General features: G+C 59.9%; 19 protein-coding genes. 10 read left to right on the top strand and 9 right to left on the bottom strand.

The window, feature by feature from the left end; all coding sequences use genetic code 11:
* Nucleotides 1–8 precede the first annotated feature (8 nt).
* Nucleotides 9–965: a putative 2-dehydropantoate 2-reductase gene (locus AAFM31_RS02035; RefSeq protein WP_341706229.1), complete on the bottom strand. Its 957-nt coding sequence runs from the start codon at nucleotides 963–965 to the stop codon at nucleotides 9–11.
* Between the two features lie 316 nt (nucleotides 966–1,281).
* Here AAFM31_RS02035 and AAFM31_RS02030 point away from each other — a divergent pair, with 316 nt between their 5' ends.
* Nucleotides 1,282–2,367 (top strand): 3-deoxy-7-phosphoheptulonate synthase, encoded by a 1,086-nt coding sequence (locus AAFM31_RS02030; protein WP_341706228.1) that lies wholly within the window; start codon nucleotides 1,282–1,284, stop codon nucleotides 2,365–2,367.
* Between the two features lie 64 nt (nucleotides 2,368–2,431).
* Here AAFM31_RS02030 and AAFM31_RS02025 read toward each other — a convergent pair whose 3' ends face one another.
* Both AAFM31_RS02025 and AAFM31_RS02020 read right to left on the bottom strand, forming a co-directional pair.
* Nucleotides 2,432–2,707 carry a GNAT family N-acetyltransferase gene (locus AAFM31_RS02025; RefSeq protein ID WP_341706227.1) on the bottom strand — a complete coding sequence of 92 codons (276 nt, stop codon included), beginning with the start codon at nucleotides 2,705–2,707 and terminating at the stop codon, nucleotides 2,432–2,434.
* A 97-nt stretch (nucleotides 2,708–2,804) separates the two neighbouring features.
* Nucleotides 2,805–4,205 carry a GntP family permease gene (locus AAFM31_RS02020; RefSeq protein ID WP_341706226.1) on the bottom strand — a complete coding sequence of 467 codons (1,401 nt, stop codon included), beginning with the start codon at nucleotides 4,203–4,205 and terminating at the stop codon, nucleotides 2,805–2,807.
* A gap of 265 nt (nucleotides 4,206–4,470) precedes the next feature.
* Between AAFM31_RS02020 and AAFM31_RS02015 the strand changes: the two genes are divergently transcribed.
* Entirely contained in the window at nucleotides 4,471–4,725 is a 255-nt protein-coding gene (locus AAFM31_RS02015) for an Lpp/OprI family alanine-zipper lipoprotein (RefSeq protein ID WP_341706225.1), read from the top strand.
* A gap of 21 nt (nucleotides 4,726–4,746) precedes the next feature.
* Here the strand turns inward: AAFM31_RS02015 and AAFM31_RS02010 are convergent, their stop codons facing one another.
* The 3 genes from AAFM31_RS02010 to AAFM31_RS02000 are packed head-to-tail and all read right to left on the bottom strand — an operon-like array spanning nucleotide 4,747 to nucleotide 6,677.
* Nucleotides 4,747–5,679 (bottom strand): L,D-transpeptidase family protein, encoded by a 933-nt coding sequence (locus tag AAFM31_RS02010; protein WP_341706224.1) that lies wholly within the window; start codon nucleotides 5,677–5,679, stop codon nucleotides 4,747–4,749.
* A 12-nt stretch (nucleotides 5,680–5,691) separates the two neighbouring features.
* Complete coding sequence (locus tag AAFM31_RS02005) at nucleotides 5,692–6,024, bottom strand: hypothetical protein (protein ID WP_341706223.1); 333 nt, start codon at nucleotides 6,022–6,024, stop codon at nucleotides 5,692–5,694.
* A gap of 14 nt (nucleotides 6,025–6,038) precedes the next feature.
* The gene (locus tag AAFM31_RS02000) at nucleotides 6,039–6,677 is read right to left on the bottom strand and encodes an arylesterase (protein WP_341706222.1); all 639 of its coding nucleotides are present in this window, start codon (nucleotides 6,675–6,677) and stop codon (nucleotides 6,039–6,041) included.
* 14 nt (nucleotides 6,678–6,691) lie between these two features.
* On the opposite strand from AAFM31_RS02000, the gene AAFM31_RS01995 reads away from it, so the two are divergent.
* Genes AAFM31_RS01995 through greB form a run of 3 tightly spaced genes read left to right on the top strand, consistent with a single transcriptional unit; the run spans nucleotide 6,692 to nucleotide 10,387 of the window.
* A complete protein-coding gene (locus tag AAFM31_RS01995) occupies nucleotides 6,692–7,372 on the top strand; it encodes an ABC transporter ATP-binding protein (RefSeq protein WP_341706221.1) in 681 nt (226 codons plus the stop codon).
* Nucleotides 7,369–9,885, top strand: coding sequence for an FtsX-like permease family protein (locus AAFM31_RS01990; protein WP_341706220.1), 2,517 nt, complete (start codon nucleotides 7,369–7,371; stop codon nucleotides 9,883–9,885). Before AAFM31_RS01995 ends, AAFM31_RS01990 begins: the two co-directional genes overlap by 4 nt.
* Before the next feature lie 4 nt (nucleotides 9,886–9,889).
* A complete protein-coding gene (gene greB, locus AAFM31_RS01985; RefSeq protein WP_341706219.1) occupies nucleotides 9,890–10,387 on the top strand; it encodes a transcription elongation factor GreB in 498 nt (165 codons plus the stop codon).
* Here greB and AAFM31_RS01980 read toward each other — a convergent pair.
* Together AAFM31_RS01980 and AAFM31_RS01975 are read right to left on the bottom strand one after the other, a co-directional pair.
* Nucleotides 10,378–12,252, bottom strand: coding sequence for a sodium:proton antiporter (locus tag AAFM31_RS01980; protein WP_341706218.1), 1,875 nt, complete (start codon nucleotides 12,250–12,252; stop codon nucleotides 10,378–10,380). The two genes, greB and AAFM31_RS01980, sit on opposite strands and share 10 nt — an antisense overlap.
* Before the next feature lies 1 nt (nucleotide 12,253).
* The gene (locus AAFM31_RS01975; RefSeq protein ID WP_341706217.1) at nucleotides 12,254–13,213 is read right to left on the bottom strand and encodes a glutathione S-transferase family protein; all 960 of its coding nucleotides are present in this window, start codon (nucleotides 13,211–13,213) and stop codon (nucleotides 12,254–12,256) included.
* A gap of 143 nt (nucleotides 13,214–13,356) precedes the next feature.
* Between AAFM31_RS01975 and AAFM31_RS01970 the strand changes: the two genes are divergently transcribed.
* The 4 genes from AAFM31_RS01970 to dacB all read left to right on the top strand — a co-directional run bounded on the left by AAFM31_RS01970 (nucleotide 13,357) and on the right by dacB (nucleotide 18,654).
* The gene (locus AAFM31_RS01970) at nucleotides 13,357–15,060 is read left to right on the top strand and encodes a DEAD/DEAH box helicase (protein ID WP_341706216.1); all 1,704 of its coding nucleotides are present in this window, start codon (nucleotides 13,357–13,359) and stop codon (nucleotides 15,058–15,060) included.
* A gap of 14 nt (nucleotides 15,061–15,074) precedes the next feature.
* Nucleotides 15,075–15,863 (top strand): TatD family hydrolase, encoded by a 789-nt coding sequence (locus AAFM31_RS01965; RefSeq protein ID WP_341706215.1) that lies wholly within the window; start codon nucleotides 15,075–15,077, stop codon nucleotides 15,861–15,863.
* 57 nt (nucleotides 15,864–15,920) lie between these two features.
* Nucleotides 15,921–17,042 carry a hypothetical protein gene (locus tag AAFM31_RS01960; RefSeq protein WP_341706214.1) on the top strand — a complete coding sequence of 374 codons (1,122 nt, stop codon included), beginning with the start codon at nucleotides 15,921–15,923 and terminating at the stop codon, nucleotides 17,040–17,042.
* 133 nt (nucleotides 17,043–17,175) lie between these two features.
* Entirely contained in the window at nucleotides 17,176–18,654 is a 1,479-nt protein-coding gene (gene dacB / locus AAFM31_RS01955) for a D-alanyl-D-alanine carboxypeptidase/D-alanyl-D-alanine-endopeptidase (protein WP_341706213.1), read from the top strand.
* Nucleotides 18,655–18,668: 14 nt separating this feature from the next.
* On the opposite strand, the gene rlmKL is transcribed toward dacB, so the two are convergent.
* Nucleotides 18,669–20,843: a bifunctional 23S rRNA (guanine(2069)-N(7))-methyltransferase RlmK/23S rRNA (guanine(2445)-N(2))-methyltransferase RlmL gene (gene rlmKL / locus AAFM31_RS01950; RefSeq protein ID WP_341706212.1), complete on the bottom strand. Its 2,175-nt coding sequence runs from the start codon at nucleotides 20,841–20,843 to the stop codon at nucleotides 18,669–18,671.
* Nucleotides 20,844–21,106: 263 nt separating this feature from the next.
* Between rlmKL and rmf the strand changes: the two genes are divergently transcribed.
* Nucleotides 21,107–21,322: a ribosome modulation factor gene (gene rmf / locus AAFM31_RS01945; RefSeq protein WP_341706211.1), complete on the top strand. Its 216-nt coding sequence runs from the start codon at nucleotides 21,107–21,109 to the stop codon at nucleotides 21,320–21,322.
* Nucleotides 21,323–21,362: the final 40 nt, after the last annotated feature.

The raw sequence follows: 21,362 nt of genomic DNA, 5'->3' as shown, positions 1-21,362 counted from the left end.
GGAAGTCCTTATTCGTTGGGCAGGTAGCGAGCCTGAATGAACTGCAGCTGGTCCAACATTGCCTCGATTTTCGGCAAGCTGCAACCCGCCTCTGCACCCAGACGCAGAAGCTCACCATAAAGCGCGTCCAGCTCCATCGGGCGCTTGTGCAACCAGTCGTGGTACATGCTCGGGTGGTAATCCGGCATTGCTTTGGTGCCCGCGAACATGTACTCGATCACGCCATCCGGGATGCCCACACCGCGAGCGCGTGCCGTGGCGATCACTTCTTCCATCATTTCAGTGATCAGCTTGCGGCTGGCCGGATTGGCGATCAGCTCCTGCGTGCCCGCATTCAGCACGACGGAGATGCCGTTAAAGGGAGCGTTCCAGATCAGTTTCTGCCAGCGTGCTTCGTCAACGCCGGGCAGCAGACGGCTCGGAATATTACCGGATTCCAGCAGTGCAGCACCTTCCTGCAGGAGAGCCTGCTGTTCTTCCTTGGAAGTGGCGGGGCCAGAGTGATAACCAAGGTCGATCATGCCGTTGGACTGATGCTTGACCAGACCCGGCCCCTCGCGGAACAGGCAGACGTAGCAAAGACCGCCGATCAAGTGCATGGTGTCAGGCAGGAACGGACGCAGGTGATCCTCGTTGTTCAGACCGTTTTGCAGCAGCACAACCTTGGCGTCAGGCTTGCCTGCCTTGGCAATGATCTCGCCGAGGTTGCCCGCGGTAGACTTGGCGCCGACCAGAATCCAGTCGCACTCGGGCATATCTGCCGCATCCTTGTAGGCCTGAACCGGATGCACATGCAAAGTGGGGTTGACCAGACTGTCGATGGTGATGCCTTTCTCTTTTACCGCGTCATACTCGCTACGCAGCAGGAAGTGCACGTCATTACCGCCATTGGCCAGCATTGCGCCGTAAAAACCACCGATAGCGCCGGTACCAATGATCCCGATCTTCAGATGACTCTGACTCATACAACCCTCATTTGGATGATGTGTTATTGGTATCTGCGCATGGTAATCCGCCAACGCCGAACGAGACAGTCAACAACACGACAAACCTGCGACCGAATGCCTCACCATTCACCGTAGCGGATCAACCACCAACACCAGCTGCGCAGTGCCGCCAATGCAGACATGCAAGCCGAGCCCAGCAGCAAAGCCAATTTATTTTGTTTTTCAGGGTAATAGGCTATTGGCGGGGTAGCCTAAGGCGGCAAGCTTGATTAAGCTGTGTGGCACTCAAAATGCGCCGCAATGCAGTGGCAAGCACCACATTCCGGGATGACTGATGGCTGATTTACCTATTGATGACTTGAACGTTACCTCCAACGAGATTCTGATCACGCCTGAGCAACTGAAGGCAAAGATTCCGCTCAGTGAGGCAGCACAGGCGACCGTGGTGGAAAGCCGCCAGGTTATTCGTGACATTCTCGATGGCAAGGACCACCGCCTGTTCATCGTCATTGGCCCCTGCTCTATCCACGACGTAGAAGCCGCCAAAGATTACGCCGCGCGCCTGAAAGAACTGGCTGCGGAAGTCAGCGACACCCTGTATCTGGTCATGCGCGTGTACTTCGAAAAGCCGCGCACCACGGTTGGCTGGAAAGGCCTGATCAACGACCCCTACCTGGATGACTCCTTCAAGATTCAGGATGGCTTGCAGATCGGCCGTCAGCTCCTGCGTGACCTGACTGAAATGGGTCTGCCGACTGCGACCGAAGCGCTCGATCCGATATCCCCGCAATACCTGCAGGATCTGATCTCCTGGTCGGCCATTGGCGCCCGTACCACCGAATCGCAGACCCACCGCGAAATGTCGTCCGGCCTGTCTTCCGCTGTCGGCTTCAAGAACGGCACCGATGGCGGCTTGTCTGTCGCCATCAATGCCCTGCAATCAGTTTCTAGCCCACACCGTTTCCTGGGTATCAACCAGCAGGGTCAGGTATCCATTGTGACCACCAAGGGCAACCCGTACGGTCACGTTGTCCTGCGCGGCGGCAATGGCAAGCCCAACTACGATTCGGTCAGTGTGGCCCTGTGCGAAAAGGATCTGGAAAAGGCCGGCATCAGCAAGAACATCATGGTTGATTGCAGCCACGCCAACTCCAACAAGGATCCGGGCCTGCAGCCGCTGGTCATGGACAACGTCGCCAACCAGATCCTGGAAGGCAACGACTCGATCATCGGCCTGATGGTTGAGAGCCACATCGGCTGGGGCAATCAGTCGATTCCGAAGGACCTGTCACAACTGCAGTATGGCGTCTCCGTTACCGACGCCTGCATCGACTGGGCAACCACCGTTGAGAGCGTGCGCTCCATGCGCAACAAACTCAAGGATGTACTCCCACGTCGGGCTCGCCTGAATCAAGGCTGAGTCTGCGAGACAATAAAAAAACCGCCCACTGGGCGGTTTTTTTATATCGGAGCGTGTTGAACGCCTAATCAGCGGCGACCGCATTGCGGTCCATATAACGTTCAACATAGGAGCAAGAAGGAATCACGGTATATCCATGCTCCTGCGCGAAGGCTAGCGCATGAGCGGTAAGACGTGCAGCCAATCCCTTGCCTCGCAAGCTATCCGGAACGAACGTCCGATAGATATCCAACGTCTTCTTGCCCAGATCCATGTAGGCCAGATAGGCCCTCATGCCATCCAATGCAATATAAAACTGCTTCCCTTCCTTATCGTGATGGACGGTCGCGTTCATATTCATTGTCTGTCTCCCAGGCAGAAAAAGATCGAGCGACGAGTCATCCACTATAGACCGAGATCGGGCGGAATGTTTCCCCGCCCGTCTCAAAAAAAGTGAATTACGCCGCCGGAACCATTCCCATGCCCAAGGCCATCAGCAGCCCGATAGCGGCAAGACAGGAGACGACCGGCACAGCAACCGTCACCACGAACAGGTCGCGGTAGGCTTCCTTGTGGGTCAACCCCATGATCATGAAGGTCGCGATTACCGCACCGCAGTGTGGCAACGAGTCCAGACCGCCCGAAGCGATTGCCGCGATACGGTGCAGGATCTCCGGGTCTACACCCATCTCGATGTAGTGCGGAGCGAACGCCTGCATGAAAATCTGCAGACCGCCAGAGGACGAGCCAACAATCGCAGACACAACGCTGACCGAGGCAAAGACCGACAGCAGCGGCGGCAAGTCAACGTTGATGATCCAGTGCGCGAACTGACCAAAGCCGGCGGTCTGGGTCACCACACCACCAAAACCGATCACTGCCGCGGTGTTGAGCAGCGGCATGATGGAGTCATCTGCACCCTGTCCGAACGCCTGAGCTGCCTTGCGGCGCAGCGCCGGGAACAGCACCACGCAGGTCAGCGAGCCGAGAATCAGCGAAATACTCGGCCAGATAATCGGCTGCTTGGCACTGAACAACAGAACCTGAGCAATCACGCTGTCGCTCTGAGACCAGTCAGCCATGCCGAGGAACGCTCGCGGCAGCATAATTGAACCAAGCACGACTACCATCGGGATCATCGCCATCCACCAGACCGGCGCGTCGTTCGGATCGCCGATCAGCTGCTCCATGCGCTGATCCTGTGCGTTCTCCACGAAGCCTTCACCGCGCGCCCTCGCCAGCTTCCACTGCCACTCCACGTACCACATGCCAAGCAGTGCCATCAGCGCACCGGCGAAGATACCAATCCAGCCACCGGCAAACAGATCAGTGCCAAGCGAGCTGGCAGAAATAACGTTGTGGATAGAGGGTGTGCCCGGCAACGCAGTCATGGTGAAGGTACCTGCACCCACCGATGTTGCGGCGGCCCACAAACGCTTGGGCAGATTAGCCTCGCGCATCAGGGTGATGCCCAGCGGGTACATGGTGAAGACCACGACGAACACCACAACGCCGCCGTAAGTAAGCAGCGCACAGACAATCATGCCGACCAGCAGCGTGTGACGCACACCCAAGGCACGGGTAATGGCCAGCGCGATACTCTTGGCAGCCTGACTGGTCGCCATGACCTTGCCGAAGATAGCCCCACAAAGGAACAGCAGGAAGAATTTGCCAGCGAAGGAGAATGCCCCCAGCGGACCGAAGGGATAGAACTCGAGAAACGTCTGCGAAATCAGCATGCCGTTGGTGAGCGCCACCACCAGCGCGCAAACCAGCGACGCAATAAAGATGTTGATCCCCCGAAGCGCCAGATAGATGAGCAAAGCCACCCCGGCGAGAAGACCGATATTTCCAAGCATTGTTTTTATCCTTGTAGTTAACTGCGCTGGCTACATTACCCCACGCCAGAATCACCACAAAGCCCTCAACGCCCGAATCAGACCTCTTTATTGTTGTTCATTGGTAACAGAATTATTGGTAGCCCACTTCAAAACGCCAATGCAACTGCTACTATTACTAGCGCTATCAGGAACGTACTGCAGAAAATCGGCGGAACTTGTTCAGGTAACACCGGTCTTTCGCAGTACGTTTTTGAAGCAAGACTTTTTACACAAGGGGAAAGTTATGAAAACTGCACTGAAAGTATCTGCCGTAGCTCTGGCCGCTCTGATCGCCGCCGGCTGCAGCAACAGCATGGAAAAGGAACTGAGCGCTCGCGTTGCCGCCAACGAAAACGCTACTGCCAGTGCCCAGGCCCGTGCTGACGAAGCTTACCGCAAGGCTGAAGAAGCTCTGGCTGCCGCTCAGCGCGCCCAGATGACTGCTGACGAAGCCAACGAGCGCGCCCTGCGCATGCTCGAGAAAGCCAGCCAGAAGTAAGGCCTGCTTTGCCGATCCGGATCACATGGTCCGGATCGGTTTTCCAATGACTCCCGGAATACCACTCTCGGCGTAAACCAGATCCCGAATCGCCGTCCAGTCCAGCCTGAACCCCTGCACCTTGTCATGTTGCTCTGCCAGCAGCTTTTGAATTGCCGCCTGCTTGTCCAGGGTTGACGGCATGCCATGCTCATCCAGCGCAGTGTGCACTTCCAGATACAGCAGCCCGTCCTTAACACCCAGTTTGTAAGGCTGGTTGACGATGGTCACCGGAGTGCCAATCGGGACCTGCGGAAACAACTCAGTGATGTCTTCGTTGCGCATCCGGAAGCAGCCATGGCTGACCCGAGTACCAATGCCGAACTTCTTGTTGGTGCCGTGAATAACGTAGCCGCTGAGCGCCAGATTCATCTTGAACGGCCCCATCGGGTTATCCGGCCCCGGCGGTACCACCGACGGCAACGGATCACCATTGGCTGCATGCTCTTCGAGAATCGACTTGGGAGGATACCAGGACGGGTTTGCTTCCTTACGCAGAATGCGCGTCTCGCCGATCGGCGACGACCACCCTTCGCGGCCGATACCAACCGGATAGGTTGAAACTACAGCCTCACCCTTATGGAAGTAGTACAACCTGAATTCCGGCAGGTTGATCACTACCCCGTCACGCACACCTTCCGGCAGCACATGCTGCCCAGGCAGAACAATCTCCACGCCCTCGCCCGGCAGCCAGGGGTCAATACCCGGGTTCGCTGCAGTCATCTCCAGATAACCAAAGCCACGGGTACTACCGAGGTCAGCAAAAGTGTCCTCATAAAGCGCCTGATGGCGCGTGACCTCGCCGATCAGATCCTGGTCGGCTGACGACAACGGGTAGTCATTTGCCTGAACTGCGCAAATGCCCAGCCCCGCAAACAGCAACGCTGCTGTGATCCTGCCCAGTCGAGAACACACGCTCAACATTCCTCAGCTCCCACTCAACATCATATTCAAGTCAAACTGCTGCATTTGCGCCGGATCGCTCTTGCTGCGTGCAGCGGCGGGACGGCGCCCCGCGGCTCTCGCCTGTTCGGCCAGATCGACACAGGCCGGGCACAAGGTACGCAGATCCTTGCGAGTCAGTTCACGGTAGATCGGTGACGACGGCAACAGATCTCCACACAGGGTGCGCTCTCGCGGAACGTCGAGGCGCAGATTGATATCAACCAGATGAACATGCCAAGGATCGGCCACAAACAGATCCCGTTGTTCATCCTGCTCCACCAGACACCAGCGTCTGGCCATCCAGGACACACTCAATTCAGGGCTCCACCTTAATCATTTATCGCAGCAGGCCGCTGCGTCAGAACCCATTCACGTATTACCGGCCAGGCGTTCTCAAGAATACCCGGCTGCCCCAGCGCGTTCGGATGAATGCCATCGGCTTGCATCAACTCGCTTCGACCAGCCACCCCGTCGAGCAGAAAAGGCACCAGAGGCACCTGTTGCTGTTCAGCGATATTTTGGTAGACCTGCTCGAAGGCCCGGGTATAGCGAACGCCGTAATTTGGCGGAATGCGCATACCCAGCAGTATGACTTCAGCCCCGGCCGCACGCGAGCGTTGGACCATGGCAGTAAGATTCTGTTGCATATTATCCGGCGGCAGGCCACGAAGGCCATCATTACCACCCAATTCGAGGATCACCAGATCCGGCTCGTGCTGCTCCAGCAGCGATGGCAAGCGGGCCAGACCACCAGCGGTGGTATCACCACTGACCGATGCGTTGTGTACCGGCAAAGGCTTATTTTCGGCTGCCAACCGCTGCTCCAGCAGGGTTGCCCAGCCATCGCTGATTTCCAGACCGAAAGCGGCACTGATACTATCTCCGACGATCAGTATCCCCTGTGCTGCCGCGGGAACAGAGAGCGAACAGATCAGTATCGCTCCCAGCCAGTTTCTCAAGACATTCATCAGGTCCGTATACCATGTCAGACGCCGTTGTAATCGCCCGCCACCTTAGCAAAGTCGTGACCAGCTCGGAAGCGCCGCTGCAGATCCTTGACGACGTATCGCTAAGCATTGAGCGCGGCAGCAGCCTCGCTATCGTCGGGGCCTCCGGCTCAGGCAAGTCGACGCTGCTTAGCCTGCTCGCCGGACTCGATCTGCCCAGCGGCGGCGAAGTGATTCTCGCCGGTGAGAACCTCACCGCACTGGATGAGGATCAACGCGCCGCGTTGCGCGGACGCGAGGTGGGGTTCGTCTTTCAGTCGTTCCAGCTGCTCGACAGCCTGACCGCACTGGAGAACGTCATGCTGCCGCTGGAGCTGCATGGCCGGAGCGACGCCCAAGAGCGCGCCAGCGAGCTGCTGCAACGGGTGGGTCTGGAAGCCAGACGTCAACACTACCCGCAACAGCTGTCCGGCGGCGAACAACAGCGCGTAGCCATCGCTCGTGCCTTTGCCAGCGAACCCAGCATCCTGTTCGCCGACGAACCGACCGGCAATCTGGACGCCGCCACCGGCGAGCGCATCAGTGATCTGCTGTTCACCCTCAACCGCGAGCGCGGAACAACCCTGGTGCTAGTCACCCACGACGCCAAACTGGCCAGCCGATGCCAGCAGGCGGTGCAGATGCAAGCCGGACGCCTGCTGGAGCACAGCGCGTGACGCGTCCTCCTCTGGCCCGACTGGCCTGGCGCCTGTTGCGCCGCGAATGGCGAGCCGGCGAGCTCAGTGTTTTGCTTGGAGCCCTGCTCATCGCTGTCACCATCAGCACCGCCATCAGCCTGTTCACTCAACGGCTGGAGCGCAGCATGACCGATCGGGCAGCGGAGTTCCTTGGTGCTGACCTAGTCGTGTCTTCGCGCAGCCCTCTGCCCGCCAGCTACGCTGACCAGGCAGCAGCGCTGGGGCTCGATCTGAGTCATCAGGTCGAGTTTTCCAGCGTGATGGCCAGCGACACCCAAATGCAGCTGTCCAGCGTCAAGGCGGTAGACAGTGCCTATCCGTTACGTGGCGAACTGCGTATCCGTTCAGATGCGTTCGGCGAAGAGTCCTCCACCCAAGCAGTACCCGCCCCGGGGCAACTATGGATTGAGCCACGGCTGCTCAATCAGTTGGAACTGCAGATCGGCGACAACCTGGAGGTGGGCTACGCCAACCTGCAGATCAGCGCCCTGCTCACCCACGAGCCAGATCGCGCCAGTGACTTTTACAGCCTCACCCCGCGGGTGTTGATGAACCTGACCGATCTGGACGCGACCGGTGTAGTGCAGCCCGGCAGCCGAGTCAGTTACCGATTACTCCTGAGCGGCGAACGCTCCGCGCTCACGCGTTATAGGAATTGGATTGAGCCAGTTCTTGCAGTCAACCAACGTCTGAGCGGTGTCGATGACGGCAACCGTCAGGTCGGCAACGCCTTGTCGCGCGCCAACCAGTTTCTTGGCCTGGCCAGCATCGCCGCGATCATTCTTGCCGGCGTCGCAGTCGCTTTATCGTCAGGGCGCTTTGCAATTCGCCACTTCGACACCAGTGCCCTGCTCCGCTGCATGGGGCTACAACGCCGACACGTGTTGCAGCTGTTCACCCTGCAGCTGCTCTACCTCGGAGCGATGGCAACCATCGCTGGCCTCGCGCTGGGTCTGCTGGTGCAGTGGGGGCTGATGCAACTGCTTGCGGACCTGTTACCGCCACAGCTACCTGCGCCCGGCGTCGTGCCGTTAATGGTTGGTGCTGCGACCGGTATCAGCGCGCTGCTCGGCTTTGCTCTGCCGCCGCTCTTGCGGCTCGGTAGCGTAGCGCCGCTGCGGGTTCTGCGCAGGGACCTCGAACCCATTCCCGTCAGCAGCTGGCTTATCTATGGCCTTGCTTTGGCCGTACTCAGCCTGCTCATGTGGCAGTTCACCGGCGATCTGCAAATTACCCTCGCCATGCTCTTCGGGGGCGCGGTTGCAGCGCTGCTGCTAGGTACCTGCGCCTGGCTGCTGCTGCGCGCCGTCGCCGGCCGGCTGCGCAACGCCAGCCTCGCCTGGCGGCTCGGCAGCGGCGAACTGCTAAAGCGCCCAACGGCGGCTGCCACGCAAATTCTCTCGTTCGGCCTGATTTTCATGTGCATGCTGGTTGTGCTGATCCTGCGAACCGAGCTGCTCAGTACCTGGCAAAACCAACTGCCAGACGACGCCCCAAATCACTTCGTTCTCAACATTCTGCCCAGCGAGCAAGCCGCCTTTAACGAGGCGCTGGAACAGATTGGCGCACGCAGCGCGCCGTTGTATCCGGTGACGCCGGCACGGCTGGTGAGCATAAACGGAGAACCGGTACGCACCGAGGTGACCAAGGAAGACCGTGATCGCGACCGTGGCACCCGCGCGATCAACCGCGACCTGAGCCTTACCTGGTCTGCAGAGCTGCCAGCTGATAATCAGCTGCGCGAGGGACAATGGTGGTCCGCGGCAGGCAACACCGCAGGAGCACAAGTCTCAATCGAAGCCGAACTGGCCGACAGTCTCGAAATAACGCTGGGCGACCAACTGGGCTTCGTGATCGAAGGCCGGCCACTTGATGCTCGGGTCAGCAGCATTCGCGAGGTACAGTGGGATAACTTCACGCCGAACTTTTACATGATCTTCGCGCCGGGCGATCTCGATGGCCTTCCTGCTACGCTGCTGACCAGTTTTTATCTGCCTTCCGAGCAACGCGCAGCCCTGCGCGGATTGAGTCAGCAATTCCCGGCGATGACGTTGCTTGAGGTCGGGCCTCTGCTGGCGCAAATTCGAGACATTCTCCAACAGGTCACGCTGGCGGTTGAGTATGTGCTGGTATTTGTCCTCCTGGCCGGACTCACCGTGCTATTTGCCGCGCTGCAAGCCACACTCGACGAGCGCCTGCATCAGGGTGCGCTGCTGCGCACCTTGGGCGCCGGACGACCGCTGCTGCGACGGGCAAGCTGGATGGAGTTTTTGCTGCTGGGGCTCCTGGCAGGGCTGATGGCGGTTGTCGCGGCCGAGTTGGCGACCTGGGCACTCTACCGCTTCGCCCTGAGCCTGGACTGGGCGCCGCATCTGCTGTTCTGGCTGATCACGCCGGTTTTCGCCGCCGTATTGATCGGCTGCGCGGGCGTCTGGGGCACTCGCGCCGTCCTGCAGCAAAGCCCGATGCGGCTGATCAATCGAGGAAACTGACGGCATGACCCGCTATCGCCCGCCCCGCAGTGCCGGGACGCCACTCATTACGCCGCAGGGTGCGGCGCGTCTGCGCGAGGAACTCGATGAGCTGTGGCTGCGTAAGCGACCGGCCGTCACCCAGGCCGTCAGTGAGGCAGCCGCGCTCGGCGACCGGTCGGAAAACGCAGAGTACATCTACGGCAAGAAGATGCTGCGTGAAATCGACAGTCGCGTGCGCTTCCTGCGCAAGCGGCTCGAGGCTCTCAAGGTTGTCGATCGCCCGCCGGGCGACCCCAGCCGTATCTACTTTAGTGCCTGGGTCGAACTGGAAGATGAAGACGGCGAAGTCATGGTCGTACGCATCGTCGGGCCGGATGAGATCAACCCCAAGCTCCAGCACATCAGCATCGACAGCCCGATGGCACGGGCACTGCTTGGCAAGTCACTGGACGACGAAGTAGCAGTACAGGCGCCAGGCGGTGAGCGCCTGTACTGGGTAACGTCCATTCGCTACGACTGAGCAGCCTGATCCGGCAGTACTGGGTCGCTGTCCGCCTCACGCTTCGGAGCGGGTTGCTCAGTGGCAGTTTCCAGGTAGATCAGCGTCCAGTCTGCTTCCGGCTGCAGCGGCTGCTCTGGTGAAAACACCCGCACCCGCCGTTCTGGCGTCAGTGCCAGCAGCGCCGTACGCCCCTTGCCCGCCTCCTGCTGCCACTGGGTAAAGCTGAACCCCTCAGTGAGCGTGGTCGCCTTGAAGCGGGCACCCTGACTGACCAAACTCGACAGCTTGCTGAAGGTCATCCCCTCCGGCCCGATTGGCACACCTTCGTGATTGGCGGAGATCTGCATCCGTTCATTAGTGCCGCTGCGCTCATTGCGCACCGTGAAGATCCGGTGAGCCGCGAAGTCCCGACGGAAGTGCTGATTCAGCAACGCATTGCGCTCACGCTCAGGTGTGATGGTAAGCAGAGTGCCCAAACCGGTCAGGTCGAGGTTGCTATCGACCTGCGTCGACAAAGGATTACCACGCAGGGTGCGCAGACCTTTCATCCGCGCCTGGCTGATCGATTCCCAATGGGTATCGACCACCAGCAGCGGCACGTCAAGTTTTTGCAACACCTCACCAAGCCCGCGAGCCACCGCGTTGGCACCGATCATCAGCACGCCGCGGCGCTCCGGCTCTGTCACTCGCAACAACCGCGCCACAGTGCGAGCCGTTGCACTCTGGAAAACCACCGTGCCGATGATTACCGCAAAAGTCAGCGCACTGACTAACGCAGCGTCCTCATAGCCAGCCTGTTCCAGACGCAGTGCAAACAGTGCGGATACTGCCGCAGCAACAATCCCGCGCGGGCCAATCCAGGCGATCAGCGCCCGCTCACGCCAGTTTAGTTCGCTACCCAGACTACTGACCCAGACGGCCAACGGCCGTGCGACAAACTGGATCACCAGCAAAAGCACCAGCGCTGGCCAGCCAAGAGCAAGCAGCGCGCCCAAATCCAGCCGCGCCGCCAGGAGGATAAACAGCCCCGAGATCAGCAGCACCGACAAGTGCTCCTTGAAGACCAGAATCTCCTCGATGTCCACACCCCGAGCATTGGCCAGCCAGATCCCCATTACGGTCACCGCCAGCAAACCGGACTCATGGGCCAACTCGTTGGCGAGGGTGAAGGTCACCAGCACCAGTGTCAGCGATGCCAGCACCTCCAGGTACTCGGGAATCCAGCGGCGGCGCATGGCCGTCGCCATCAGAGCGCCGCCTGCGACACCCGCTACCGTGCCGTAACACACCACCTTGGCAAATATCAGCAGGCCTGCGGTAAAACCGTTGTCGCCAGCGGTTTGCGCCGCAATCCACTCGTAGACCAATACCGCCAGCAAGGCACCAATCGGGTCAATCAGAATGCCCTCCCAGCGGAGTACCTGAGAGATCCGTTGAGTGGCCCGCAGGGTACGCAACATCGGCACGATCACCGTCGGGCCGGTTACCACCACCAGAGCACCGAACAGCGCAGACAAGGCAGGATCAAGACCAATCAGCCAATAGCAGGCCACACTGATCACCCCCCAGGTGACCAACGCGCCCAGGGTCACCAGACGCCGCACAACGGTGCCGGTCTCCTTCAACTGTTCAAACTTCAGCGTCAGACTGCCTTCGAACAAAATTAACGCAACACAAAGCGAGACCAGCGGAAACAACAAGTCGCCTAAAAACTCGTCAGGCGACAGCAGACCTGCGATTGGCCCGAGGAGGATGCCCGCCAGCAGCAGAAACAGAATTGCCGGTAGCCGCAGGCGCCATGCCCCAAGCTGGCAAACCAGACTGATCAAAGCCACGCCAGAAAACGTCAGCGCCGGGGTAATAAGGTGTTGAAAGTCTGCCACGCTAGCTTTCCTGCTGCTGAGTTACCGTGCGCTCGCGTTGATGCGCAGCGAGCAGATCTGGCCCCATGCCGAGTGCAACAATCCGGTTCGGATTAATGGTGCCGTGACTGTAGTAGTAATGCTGCTTGATGTGCTCAAAATCGACGGTGTCGGCGATACCCGGCCACTGGTACAGCTCGCGCAGATAACCCAGCAGATTCGGATAATCTTCGATGCGCCGCAGGTTGCACTTGAAGTGCCCGTGATAGACCGGATCAAACCGCACCAGCGTGGTGAACAGGCGCCAATCGGCCAGCGTTACCTGACTGCCGGCAAGATAGCGGCGCTGTCCGAGCAGCTCTTCTACCCAGTCCAGGGCGGAAAAAAGCGCACTGCAGGCCTTCTCGTACACGTCCTGATCGGTCGCAAACCCGGTCTTGTAGACCCCGTTGTTGATGTCGTTGTAAACCCGTTCGTTGATCCGCTCGATCTCAGCCTGCAGCGCCGGCGGATAATAGTCATCGCGGTTGCCGGTGAGTTCGTCGAAGGCCGTATTAAATATACGAATGATCTCGGCAGACTCGTTATTGACGATGGTTTGCTCCTGCCGATCCCAGAGCACAGGCACAGTCACCCTGCCGGTGTAGTCAGGACGCGCAAGGGTGTACAACTGATGCATGCAGCGATACCCATAAAGCGCTTCGGGCTCGGCAAACTCCCACCCCTGCTCAAGCATGTGTGGCTGCACAACGCTGACACTGATATGTGACTCGAGCCCCTTGAGGCGGCGCATGATCAATGTGCGGTGGGCCCAAGGACAGGCTAGCGACACATACAGATGATAGCGGCCCGAGTCTGGCGTAAAGCGCGTGCCCGGCTCAATCCAGTTGCGAAACCCTGCATCCTCGCGCTTGAATGCCCCACCCGTACTACTGGTGTCATACCACTGATCGACCCATTGGCCGTCAACCAGACGTCCCATGCCCTGCTCCTTGATCATGTCACTAGGCCTATAAGCCTGACACTTTGTGCTAACGCTGAACAGGTCAGACAAAAGGCAGAGGCAATTTGCCGGTAAACCGCGTATACTGTGCGGCTATCTCTTCCCTAAGGTTCACTTCCTGTATGTCCGATACCGCTCCGGCCCGGCAATTTGCCGATCTCGGCCTGCCTGCTCATCTCCTCGAGGCTCTCAACAGCCTTGGCTACGAAACCCCCTCCCCGATCCAGGCGGAAGCTATCCCCACGCTTCTGGCCGGCAAGGACTTGCTCGGTCTTGCGCAGACCGGCACTGGTAAAACTGCAGCTTTCGCGCTGCCTGTACTGGCTGGCATCGACGTCAGCCTGCGCGCCACTCAAGCACTGATCCTCACCCCGACTCGTGAGCTCGCGCTCCAGGTCGCCGAGGCGTTCCAGCGCTATGCCCAGAACATGCGCGGCTTCACCGTGCTCGCCCTGTACGGCGGTTCGGCTTTCGCCCCCCAGTTCAAGGCCCTTGAGCGCGGCGCTCACGTTGTCGTCGCCACCCCGGGTCGTCTGACCGACCACCTGCGCCGCGGCAGCCTGAAGCTGCAGGAACTGCGCTACCTGGCACTCGACGAAGCCGACGAAATGCTCAAGATGGGCTTCGCCGACGACCTCGAAGCCGTCTTCCAGGAAGTGCCGGAAACCACCCAGAAGGCTCTGTTCTCGGCGACCATGCCGCCGGGCGTGCGTACCGTTGCCCGCAACCACATGAAGGAGCCGACTGAAATCCGGCTGCACAGTGGTGCCAGCAGCAGTCTGGAGACCATTACCCAGAAAGTCTGGGAAGTTTCCAACCACCACAAACTGGATGCCATGACCCGCCTGCTCGAAGTCGAGCCGGTCGAAGCCATGATCGTTTTCGTGCGCACCAAGACTGCCAGTCTTGAGCTTGCCGAGCGCCTTGAAGCGCGCGGCTTTGCCGCTGCAGCACTGAACGGCGACCTCACCCAGCAACTGCGCGAGCAGGTGGTCGATCGCCTCAAGCGCGGCCTGCTCGACATCGTGGTCGCGACTGACGTTGCCGCCCGTGGTCTGGACGTAGAGCGAATCACCCACGTACTCAACTACGACCTGCCGCACGACAGCGAAAGCTACGTGCACCGTATCGGCCGTACCGGCCGCGCCGGTCGTCAGGGCACCGCGATTCTGTTCGCCACCCCGCGCGAGCGTCGTCTGCTGCACGTACTGGAACGCGCCACCGGCCAGAAGATCGAGCCGCAGGCACTGCCGACCGCCGATGCCGTTCGCAGTGGCCGCCTGAACAAACTGGCGTCCCGTCTGAACGACGCCCGCGAACAGGCCACCTCGCTGCACCAGCAACTGGTCAGCGATCTGCAGGAGTTGACCAGCCTGGACGCAACCGAACTGGCTGCTGCCCTGCTGACGCTGCTGCCAAGCGCCAAGACTCTTCTTGAGCCGGTTTCCGACCTGCCAAGCGCACCGCCACGCCGCGAGCGCGAATTTGACCGCGATAGCGGCCTGGTCCGCTACAAGGTACAAGGCGGTCGAAAGACCGGTCTGATGCCTAAGCCGCTGGTCGATGTTCTGGTCAAGGTAGGCGGTCTGCAACGTCAGCAGATTGGTCACATCAAGCTGTTCAACGAGCACACTGGTGTGTTCCTGCCGCAGCTGGATCAGGCCGTTCTGAACCGTCTGGCCAGCGCCGAGATCAACGGTGTGACGCTGCAGATCAAGTCCTGGCCGCTGCCGGAAGGCGAACTGCCGCCGCGTGACCGCGCTCCGCGTGGCAAGCCGCCGCGCCGCGAATTTGCCGGTAAACCCAAGGGCCCGCGCAAGGCCTGAGGAAAGCGCTGCAGATGGAATGGATCGACATCGGCGTCAACCTGACGGACAAAGCCTTTAACAGCGACCGCGATGCGGTACTGGAGCGGGCCCGTCAGGCCGGTGTCAGCCAGCAGTTGCTGACCATGACCTCGCTGGAGCAGGCAGAACACCTGCTTGCTCTATGCGCGGATCACCCCGAACACCTCTTCACCACCGCTGGCGTGCATCCGCACGAGGCACGTCACTGGACTGCAGACAGCAGCCGTCAATTACTTGAACTAAGCCGTCAGCCTGCCGTTCGTGCGATTGGTGAATGCGGCCTCGATTACAACCGTGACTTCTCCCCGCGCCCGGACCAGCTGCGTGCGCTGGAAGAACAGCTTGCGGTAGCAGTCGAGACCCAGCTACCCGTATTCCTTCACGAACGCGAGGCGAGCGACACGTTGGTCGACGTGCTACGTGACTTCCGTGACCGCCTGAGCGGCGCTGTGGTGCACTGCTTTACCGCTGACCGCAAAGCGCTGTACGCCTACCTGGATCTCGATCTGCATATTGGCATCACCGGCTGGATCTGCGACGAACGCCGCGGTACCGACTTGCAACAGCTGGTCAAGGATATCCCCGACAACCGGCTGCTGCTGGAAACAGATGCGCCCTGGCTACTGCCGCGCACTCTTAGCCCGAAGCCGAAAAACCGTCGCAACGAACCTGCGTTTCTTCCGGAAGTAGCGCGCATGGTCGCCGACTGCCGCCAGCAATCACTGCTCGAGCTGAGCCAGAACACCTGCGCTAACACCCGTCGCCTGTTCCAGCTGCCATAGCCGAACCAATGGTCTATATTGGCTGCATCCCTGCACTGGACGCAGCCAAGGACTCGAATGCCTGTAACGACACGGAACGCCCCTCGACGCTACCTCCTCGCCCCGCTGCTCGGCCTGCTGCCCACGCTGCTGCTTGGCATTATTCTCAGTCTATTTCACTACCAGCAGCTTGATAGGTTGATGCACGCCGATGGTAGCGCCCTGTTCCAGCGCATCGTCCAGCAAGTCAGTCGCGAGCTGGAAAACGTTTACCACCCGCCAATGCAAGCGCTGAATCTACTGTCGCTCAGCCACCTGGTGCACACTGATAACCTGTCCGAGCGCATGGACTATCTGCCCATGCTTGCCCAAGTAATCACCGATAATCCACAGCTCAATTCGGTTTACACCGGCTGGCACGACGGCGACTATCTGATGATGCGGCCGCTCGGCAATCCCATCAGCCAACAGCGTTTCAGTGCCCCGCAGAAGGCGCGCTGGATGGCGTGGCATATCAATACCGACGACGCGGGCCGTCACAACAGCTACCTGTTTCTGGATGAAAACCTGCAAATCATCGAGGCCCGCATGGCCGCTGACGAGGGCTACGATCCACGCCAACGCCCCTGGTACGCCGCAGCAACCAAAGCAGAACAGCGCCTCATCACTACGCCGTACCTGTTCTTCTCAACCCGTGAGTTCGGCACAACACTGGCCCGCGCCAACGGCAGCGTGGCTGTATTCGGCGCCGACCTGACCCTTGACCGGCTCTCGGAGACTCTCCGCCAGCAGCAAATGACGCCTTCCTCCGAGCTGATTCTGTATACCGCCGACGGCGTAGTCGTTGCCTACCAGGATCCGAACCGCCTGCAGCACACGACCCAGGGCAGCAACTCTCTGGAGCCGCGCCGATTCAATGAGTTGGGAAGCACCCTGCTCGCCACCCTGGCGCAGGACGGCTTCAATCAAGAGCGTCAGGCGATAGAAACTCTGGAGGGACAGCGCTGGGTCATCCAGCAGCAACGTATCGATATTCTTGGAACCCCAGACGTCTATCTGGCGGTGCTTATTCCCGAAGCAGAGCTTCTGTCGGAAGCGTACCGCCTGCGCAAGCTCGGGCTCTGGCTATCTCTGGCAGTCAGCGTGCTATTACTGCCGATCAGCTGGCTGCTCTGGCGGCGACTGCTAAACTCCGACTAAACCGACCGTTGATCTAACAAATCACTTTAAGCTCTTGGCCCAAATCATTATTTAAGTGATGATGCGAGAAAACGGGGCCTGACACGCAAACGCGTCCGCTGTCAGCAATCCACAGGCTACGGAGCTGGATTCCATGTCCAACCTTTTCGCACGCACCCTGCTCTGCCTGATCCCGACGATCAGCCTTCTCGCCAGCGCACCTTCACATGCCGCCGATAGCGGTACCCTGCCTGCCCGCGTCAATAGCGCCCTGCAGGCGGCCAAGATTCCAAGTAATGCATTTTCCCTAGCGGTCATCCCGCTGGAAAATCAGGGCATGGCGCAATTCATCAATGCCGACCAGGCGGTAAACCCGGCCTCAACCATGAAGCTGGTCACCACCTACGCCGCACTCGAAATCCTTGGCCCGACCTATCACTGGAACAGTGATCTGCTGGTTGATGGCCCCGTGATTGACGGCACCCTGCAAGGCGACCTGATTTTCCGCAGTGGCGGCGACCCCAAGCTGACCCTCGAACGCATGTGGCTGATGCTGCGTGATCTCAAGGCCGCCGGCATCCGCAACATCAGCGGCGACCTGGTTCTGCAACCGGCTGACATGCGCTTCCCCGCTGACATTCCGCCCTTCATTGATGACAGTGGCAATCAGAACCGTCCGTTCCTGGTCGAGCCCGACCCGCTGCTAACCAACCTCAAGGTGTTCGTGCTGAGCAGTTTTGCCGAACGAGGCGGTGTGCGGATCAACGTCGAGCCTGCACTGCCCGAAGTGAAGGTCGTCAATCAGATCACCCTGCTGCCGGCTCCCACACGCAGCTGCCCCGCGCCGAATGTGGCCTACAGCATTCAGGACAGCGGACATGAAGCGGTCATCACCTTGACTGGCAATCTGCACGAGGGCTGCATGGCCCAGCGCTATCTCAGCGCGCTGACTGCCACCACCTACACCGCCAGCACACTGCGCACCCTGTGGAGCGAAATGGGCGGCAGCATTCGCGGTGGCAATCAGATTGGCCGGGCGCCCAGCAGCGCCCGCCTGGTATCGCGCAGCACCTCACCCGACCTGGTCGAGGTCGTGCGCGACATCAACAAGTACAGCAACAACACCATGGCCCGGCAGCTGTTCCTGACTATCGGCCGCGAGAATCGCAGCGCCGCTGATCGCGATGACCACAAGGCCGCCGTGCGGGTTATCGATGCCTGGCTGGAAGATAAGGGTATTCGTGCCAACACACTGGTAATGGAGAACGGCTCTGGACTGTCGCGCATGGAGCGACTGACCGCGCGGGATATGGCGCAGCTGCTGGCTCAGGCGTGGCAGAGCCCCTACAGCGCCGAATTCATTGCATCCATGCCACTGGCCGCAATGGACGGCACCATGCGCCGCCGCCTGCGCAACACCCCCGTCGCCGGTCAGGCCCACATCAAGACCGGCTCACTGCGCAACGTTAAGGCAATTGCCGGCATCACTCGCGATGCCAACGGGCAGAGCTGGGCGGTGGCAGCCATCGTCAACCACAGCGCCGCAGGTGCCAGTGGTCAGGCGCTCGACCTGGTACTGCAGGACGTTTACCGTCGGGTCCCGACCGATATCGCCAGCGCCAGCGGGCGCTGAGCGCAGCACCGCCCTCAGGGGCGGTGACTGAGTTTCCAGGTACGGTGAATGCGGCTGTTGCGCTGGAAGTCCCGGTCCAGAGTCTCAGCCGAAATATCCTCAACCTGGTAACGCGCCTCCACAGCCGGGTCCATCCGGAACCGACGGAAGTTGTTCGAGAAGTACAATACCCCTCCCGGCGCCAGCCGCTTCATCGCCAACTCCAGCAGACGCGCATGATCGCGCTGCACGTCGAACACCCCTTCCAGTTTCTTCGAATTGGAGAAGGTCGGCGGGTCAATGAAGATCAGATCAAACTGCTGTTCCGTGGCGGTTTCCAGCCAGGCCATCACATCCGAGCGCACTAGCTTGTGCAGGTCTGACAGACCGTTCAGCGACAGGTTGCGCCGTGCCCAGTCCAGATAGGTATTAGACAGGTCCACACTGGTCGTTGAACGGGCACCGGCGGCCGCAGCGTGCACGGTGGCGGTGGCGGTGTAACAGAACAGGTTGAGGCAACGCTTGCCCTTGGCCTCGGCAGCAATGCGCAGACGTATCGGGCGGTGATCGAGGAACAGACCGGTATCCAGGTAGTCGGTCAGGTTAACCAGCAGACGCACCTGTCCTTCACGTACCTCGAAGAACTCACCCTGCTGAGCCATGCGCTGATATTGCTGCTTGCCGGTTTGACGCTGACGCTGCTTGAGCGCGATATGCTCGGGGGCAATGCCCAACACCTGCGGCAGCGCCGCCATCACGTCCTGCAGGCGCGCCTGGGCCTTGTCTTCATCGATTGACTGCGGTGCGGCGTACTCCTGAACATGCACACGATCACCGTACAGATCGACTGCGACAGCAAACTCCGGCATGTCCGCATCATATACACGATAACACTCGATTCCCTGCTGACGCGCCCACTTGCCAAGATTCTTCAGGTTCTTCTTCAGCCGGTTGGCAAACATCTGCGCCGACTCACTGAGCCGCGCGGCCTCAACCGGAGCACTCTCACCCGCTGGCGCATCACTGGCCTTGGTAACAAAACACTCCGACTGCAGATCCATGAGCAGCAACTTGCACGGCAAGGCGCCGTTGAACAGGTTGTATTGCTTATGGCTGCGAATGCCCATGCGCTTGCCGAGATCGGCATTACCGGTAAAGATCGCCGCCTGCCAGCCTTGGCACTGCTGGCGCAGTACCTCACCGAGTTTTTGATAGAGATAGACCAGACTCGCTGTGGTTCCCAGACGCTCGCCGTAGGGCGGGTTACAGACCACCAGACCTTTCTGACCGCGATCCGGGTTAGGCGCAAAGGTCGCCAGTTCGCCCTGAAAGACCTTTACCCACTCACCCACGCCTGCACGCTGGATGTTGTTGCGTACCGGCTGCAGCAGCCGCGGGTCCGCCTCGTAGCCTCGAATCCACAGTGGCGGACGGGCCAAACCGCGCTCGGCGCGCTCGCGCGCCTCGGTCAGCACCTTCTGCCAGAGCACCGGCACGTGCTGCTGCCAGCGGCTGAAGCCCCAGTGCTCGCGCTGCAGGTTGGGCGCCACGTCGGCTGCCATCAGCGCCGCCTCGACCAGAAAGGTCCCCGAGCCGCACATCGGGTCAGTCAGTGCGCCACCAGCCTCCGCCAATGCCGGCCAGCCGGAACGAATCAGAATGGCCGCTGCGAGGTTTTCCTTAAGCGGCGCAGCGCCCTGCTGAAGGCGATAGCCGCGCTGGTGCAGGCTCGCGCCCGACAGGTCCAGTGCCAGCTGCACTTCACCACGGTGGCAGTGCACATTGATGCGCAGATCCGGGCGTACCTTGTCGACACCGGGTCGCGTACCGTCCGGGCGACGCAACTGGTCAACAATCGCGTCCTTGACCTTCAGGGCACCGAAGTGCGTGTTGTCGACACCAGCCAGCGAGCCGGTAAAGTCGATCGCCAGCGTACCGTCCACGGCCAGATGGTCACGCCAGTCGATCAGCTGCACACCCGCGTACAAATCTTCCGCCGTCCCGGCCAGGAAACGCTTGAGCACCAACAGCACCCGGTTGCCGAGACGCGACCACAAACACAGGCGATATCCGAGTTCGATATCCCCCTGCACCGATACCCCGGCAACGGTTTCTTTTGCCGACTCAGCGCCGAGAGCAAGCACTTCGTCGCGCAGCAGACCCTCCACTCCCTTCGGGCAGGTAACAAAAAATTCAAGGATCTCGCGCATGTCGTTGATTTCCGGAATACGATGACGTTTATATTTCAGTGACAGCTAAGTGACTGTCTCGGGTATGCCAAATCGGTCTTTGGAGCGGTGACGGCCGATAGGGTACAACAGGGCATGACTTGAGCGGTGACAGTATTCGAAGCCGGACCAGTACACCCAATCCGACCGGCTTCATTGCAGCGTAGTCAACACCTGATTACGCGCTACTTTTGGAACGACTCGGATCGTTCAAAAAATGTCATACCACACGAGGACGCTACCCTATGAGAAGACTCAAGCGTGATCCGATGGAACGAGCATTTCAGCGCGGTTACCAGCACGGAGTGAGTGGCAAATCCCTAGACACCTGTCCCTTTAACAACCCTTCTACCAGACAGAATTGGATCAATGGTTGGCGCGAAGGCCGCGGCGACCGTTGGGATGGCTTTACCGGTATCTCCGGCGTGCACCGACTCAACGAGATGCACGCAGTAGGCTAAACTTCCAGCCCATTATCTTTTTCCCCAAAGGCGCTTGCCC

The sequence above is a fragment of the Halopseudomonas sp. genome, from assembly GCF_038130085.1.
Lineage (GTDB): Bacteria > Pseudomonadota > Gammaproteobacteria > Pseudomonadales > Pseudomonadaceae > Halopseudomonas.
Note: the sequence above shows the minus strand (reverse complement) of the source record. Positions and strands in the feature narration are given on the sequence as shown.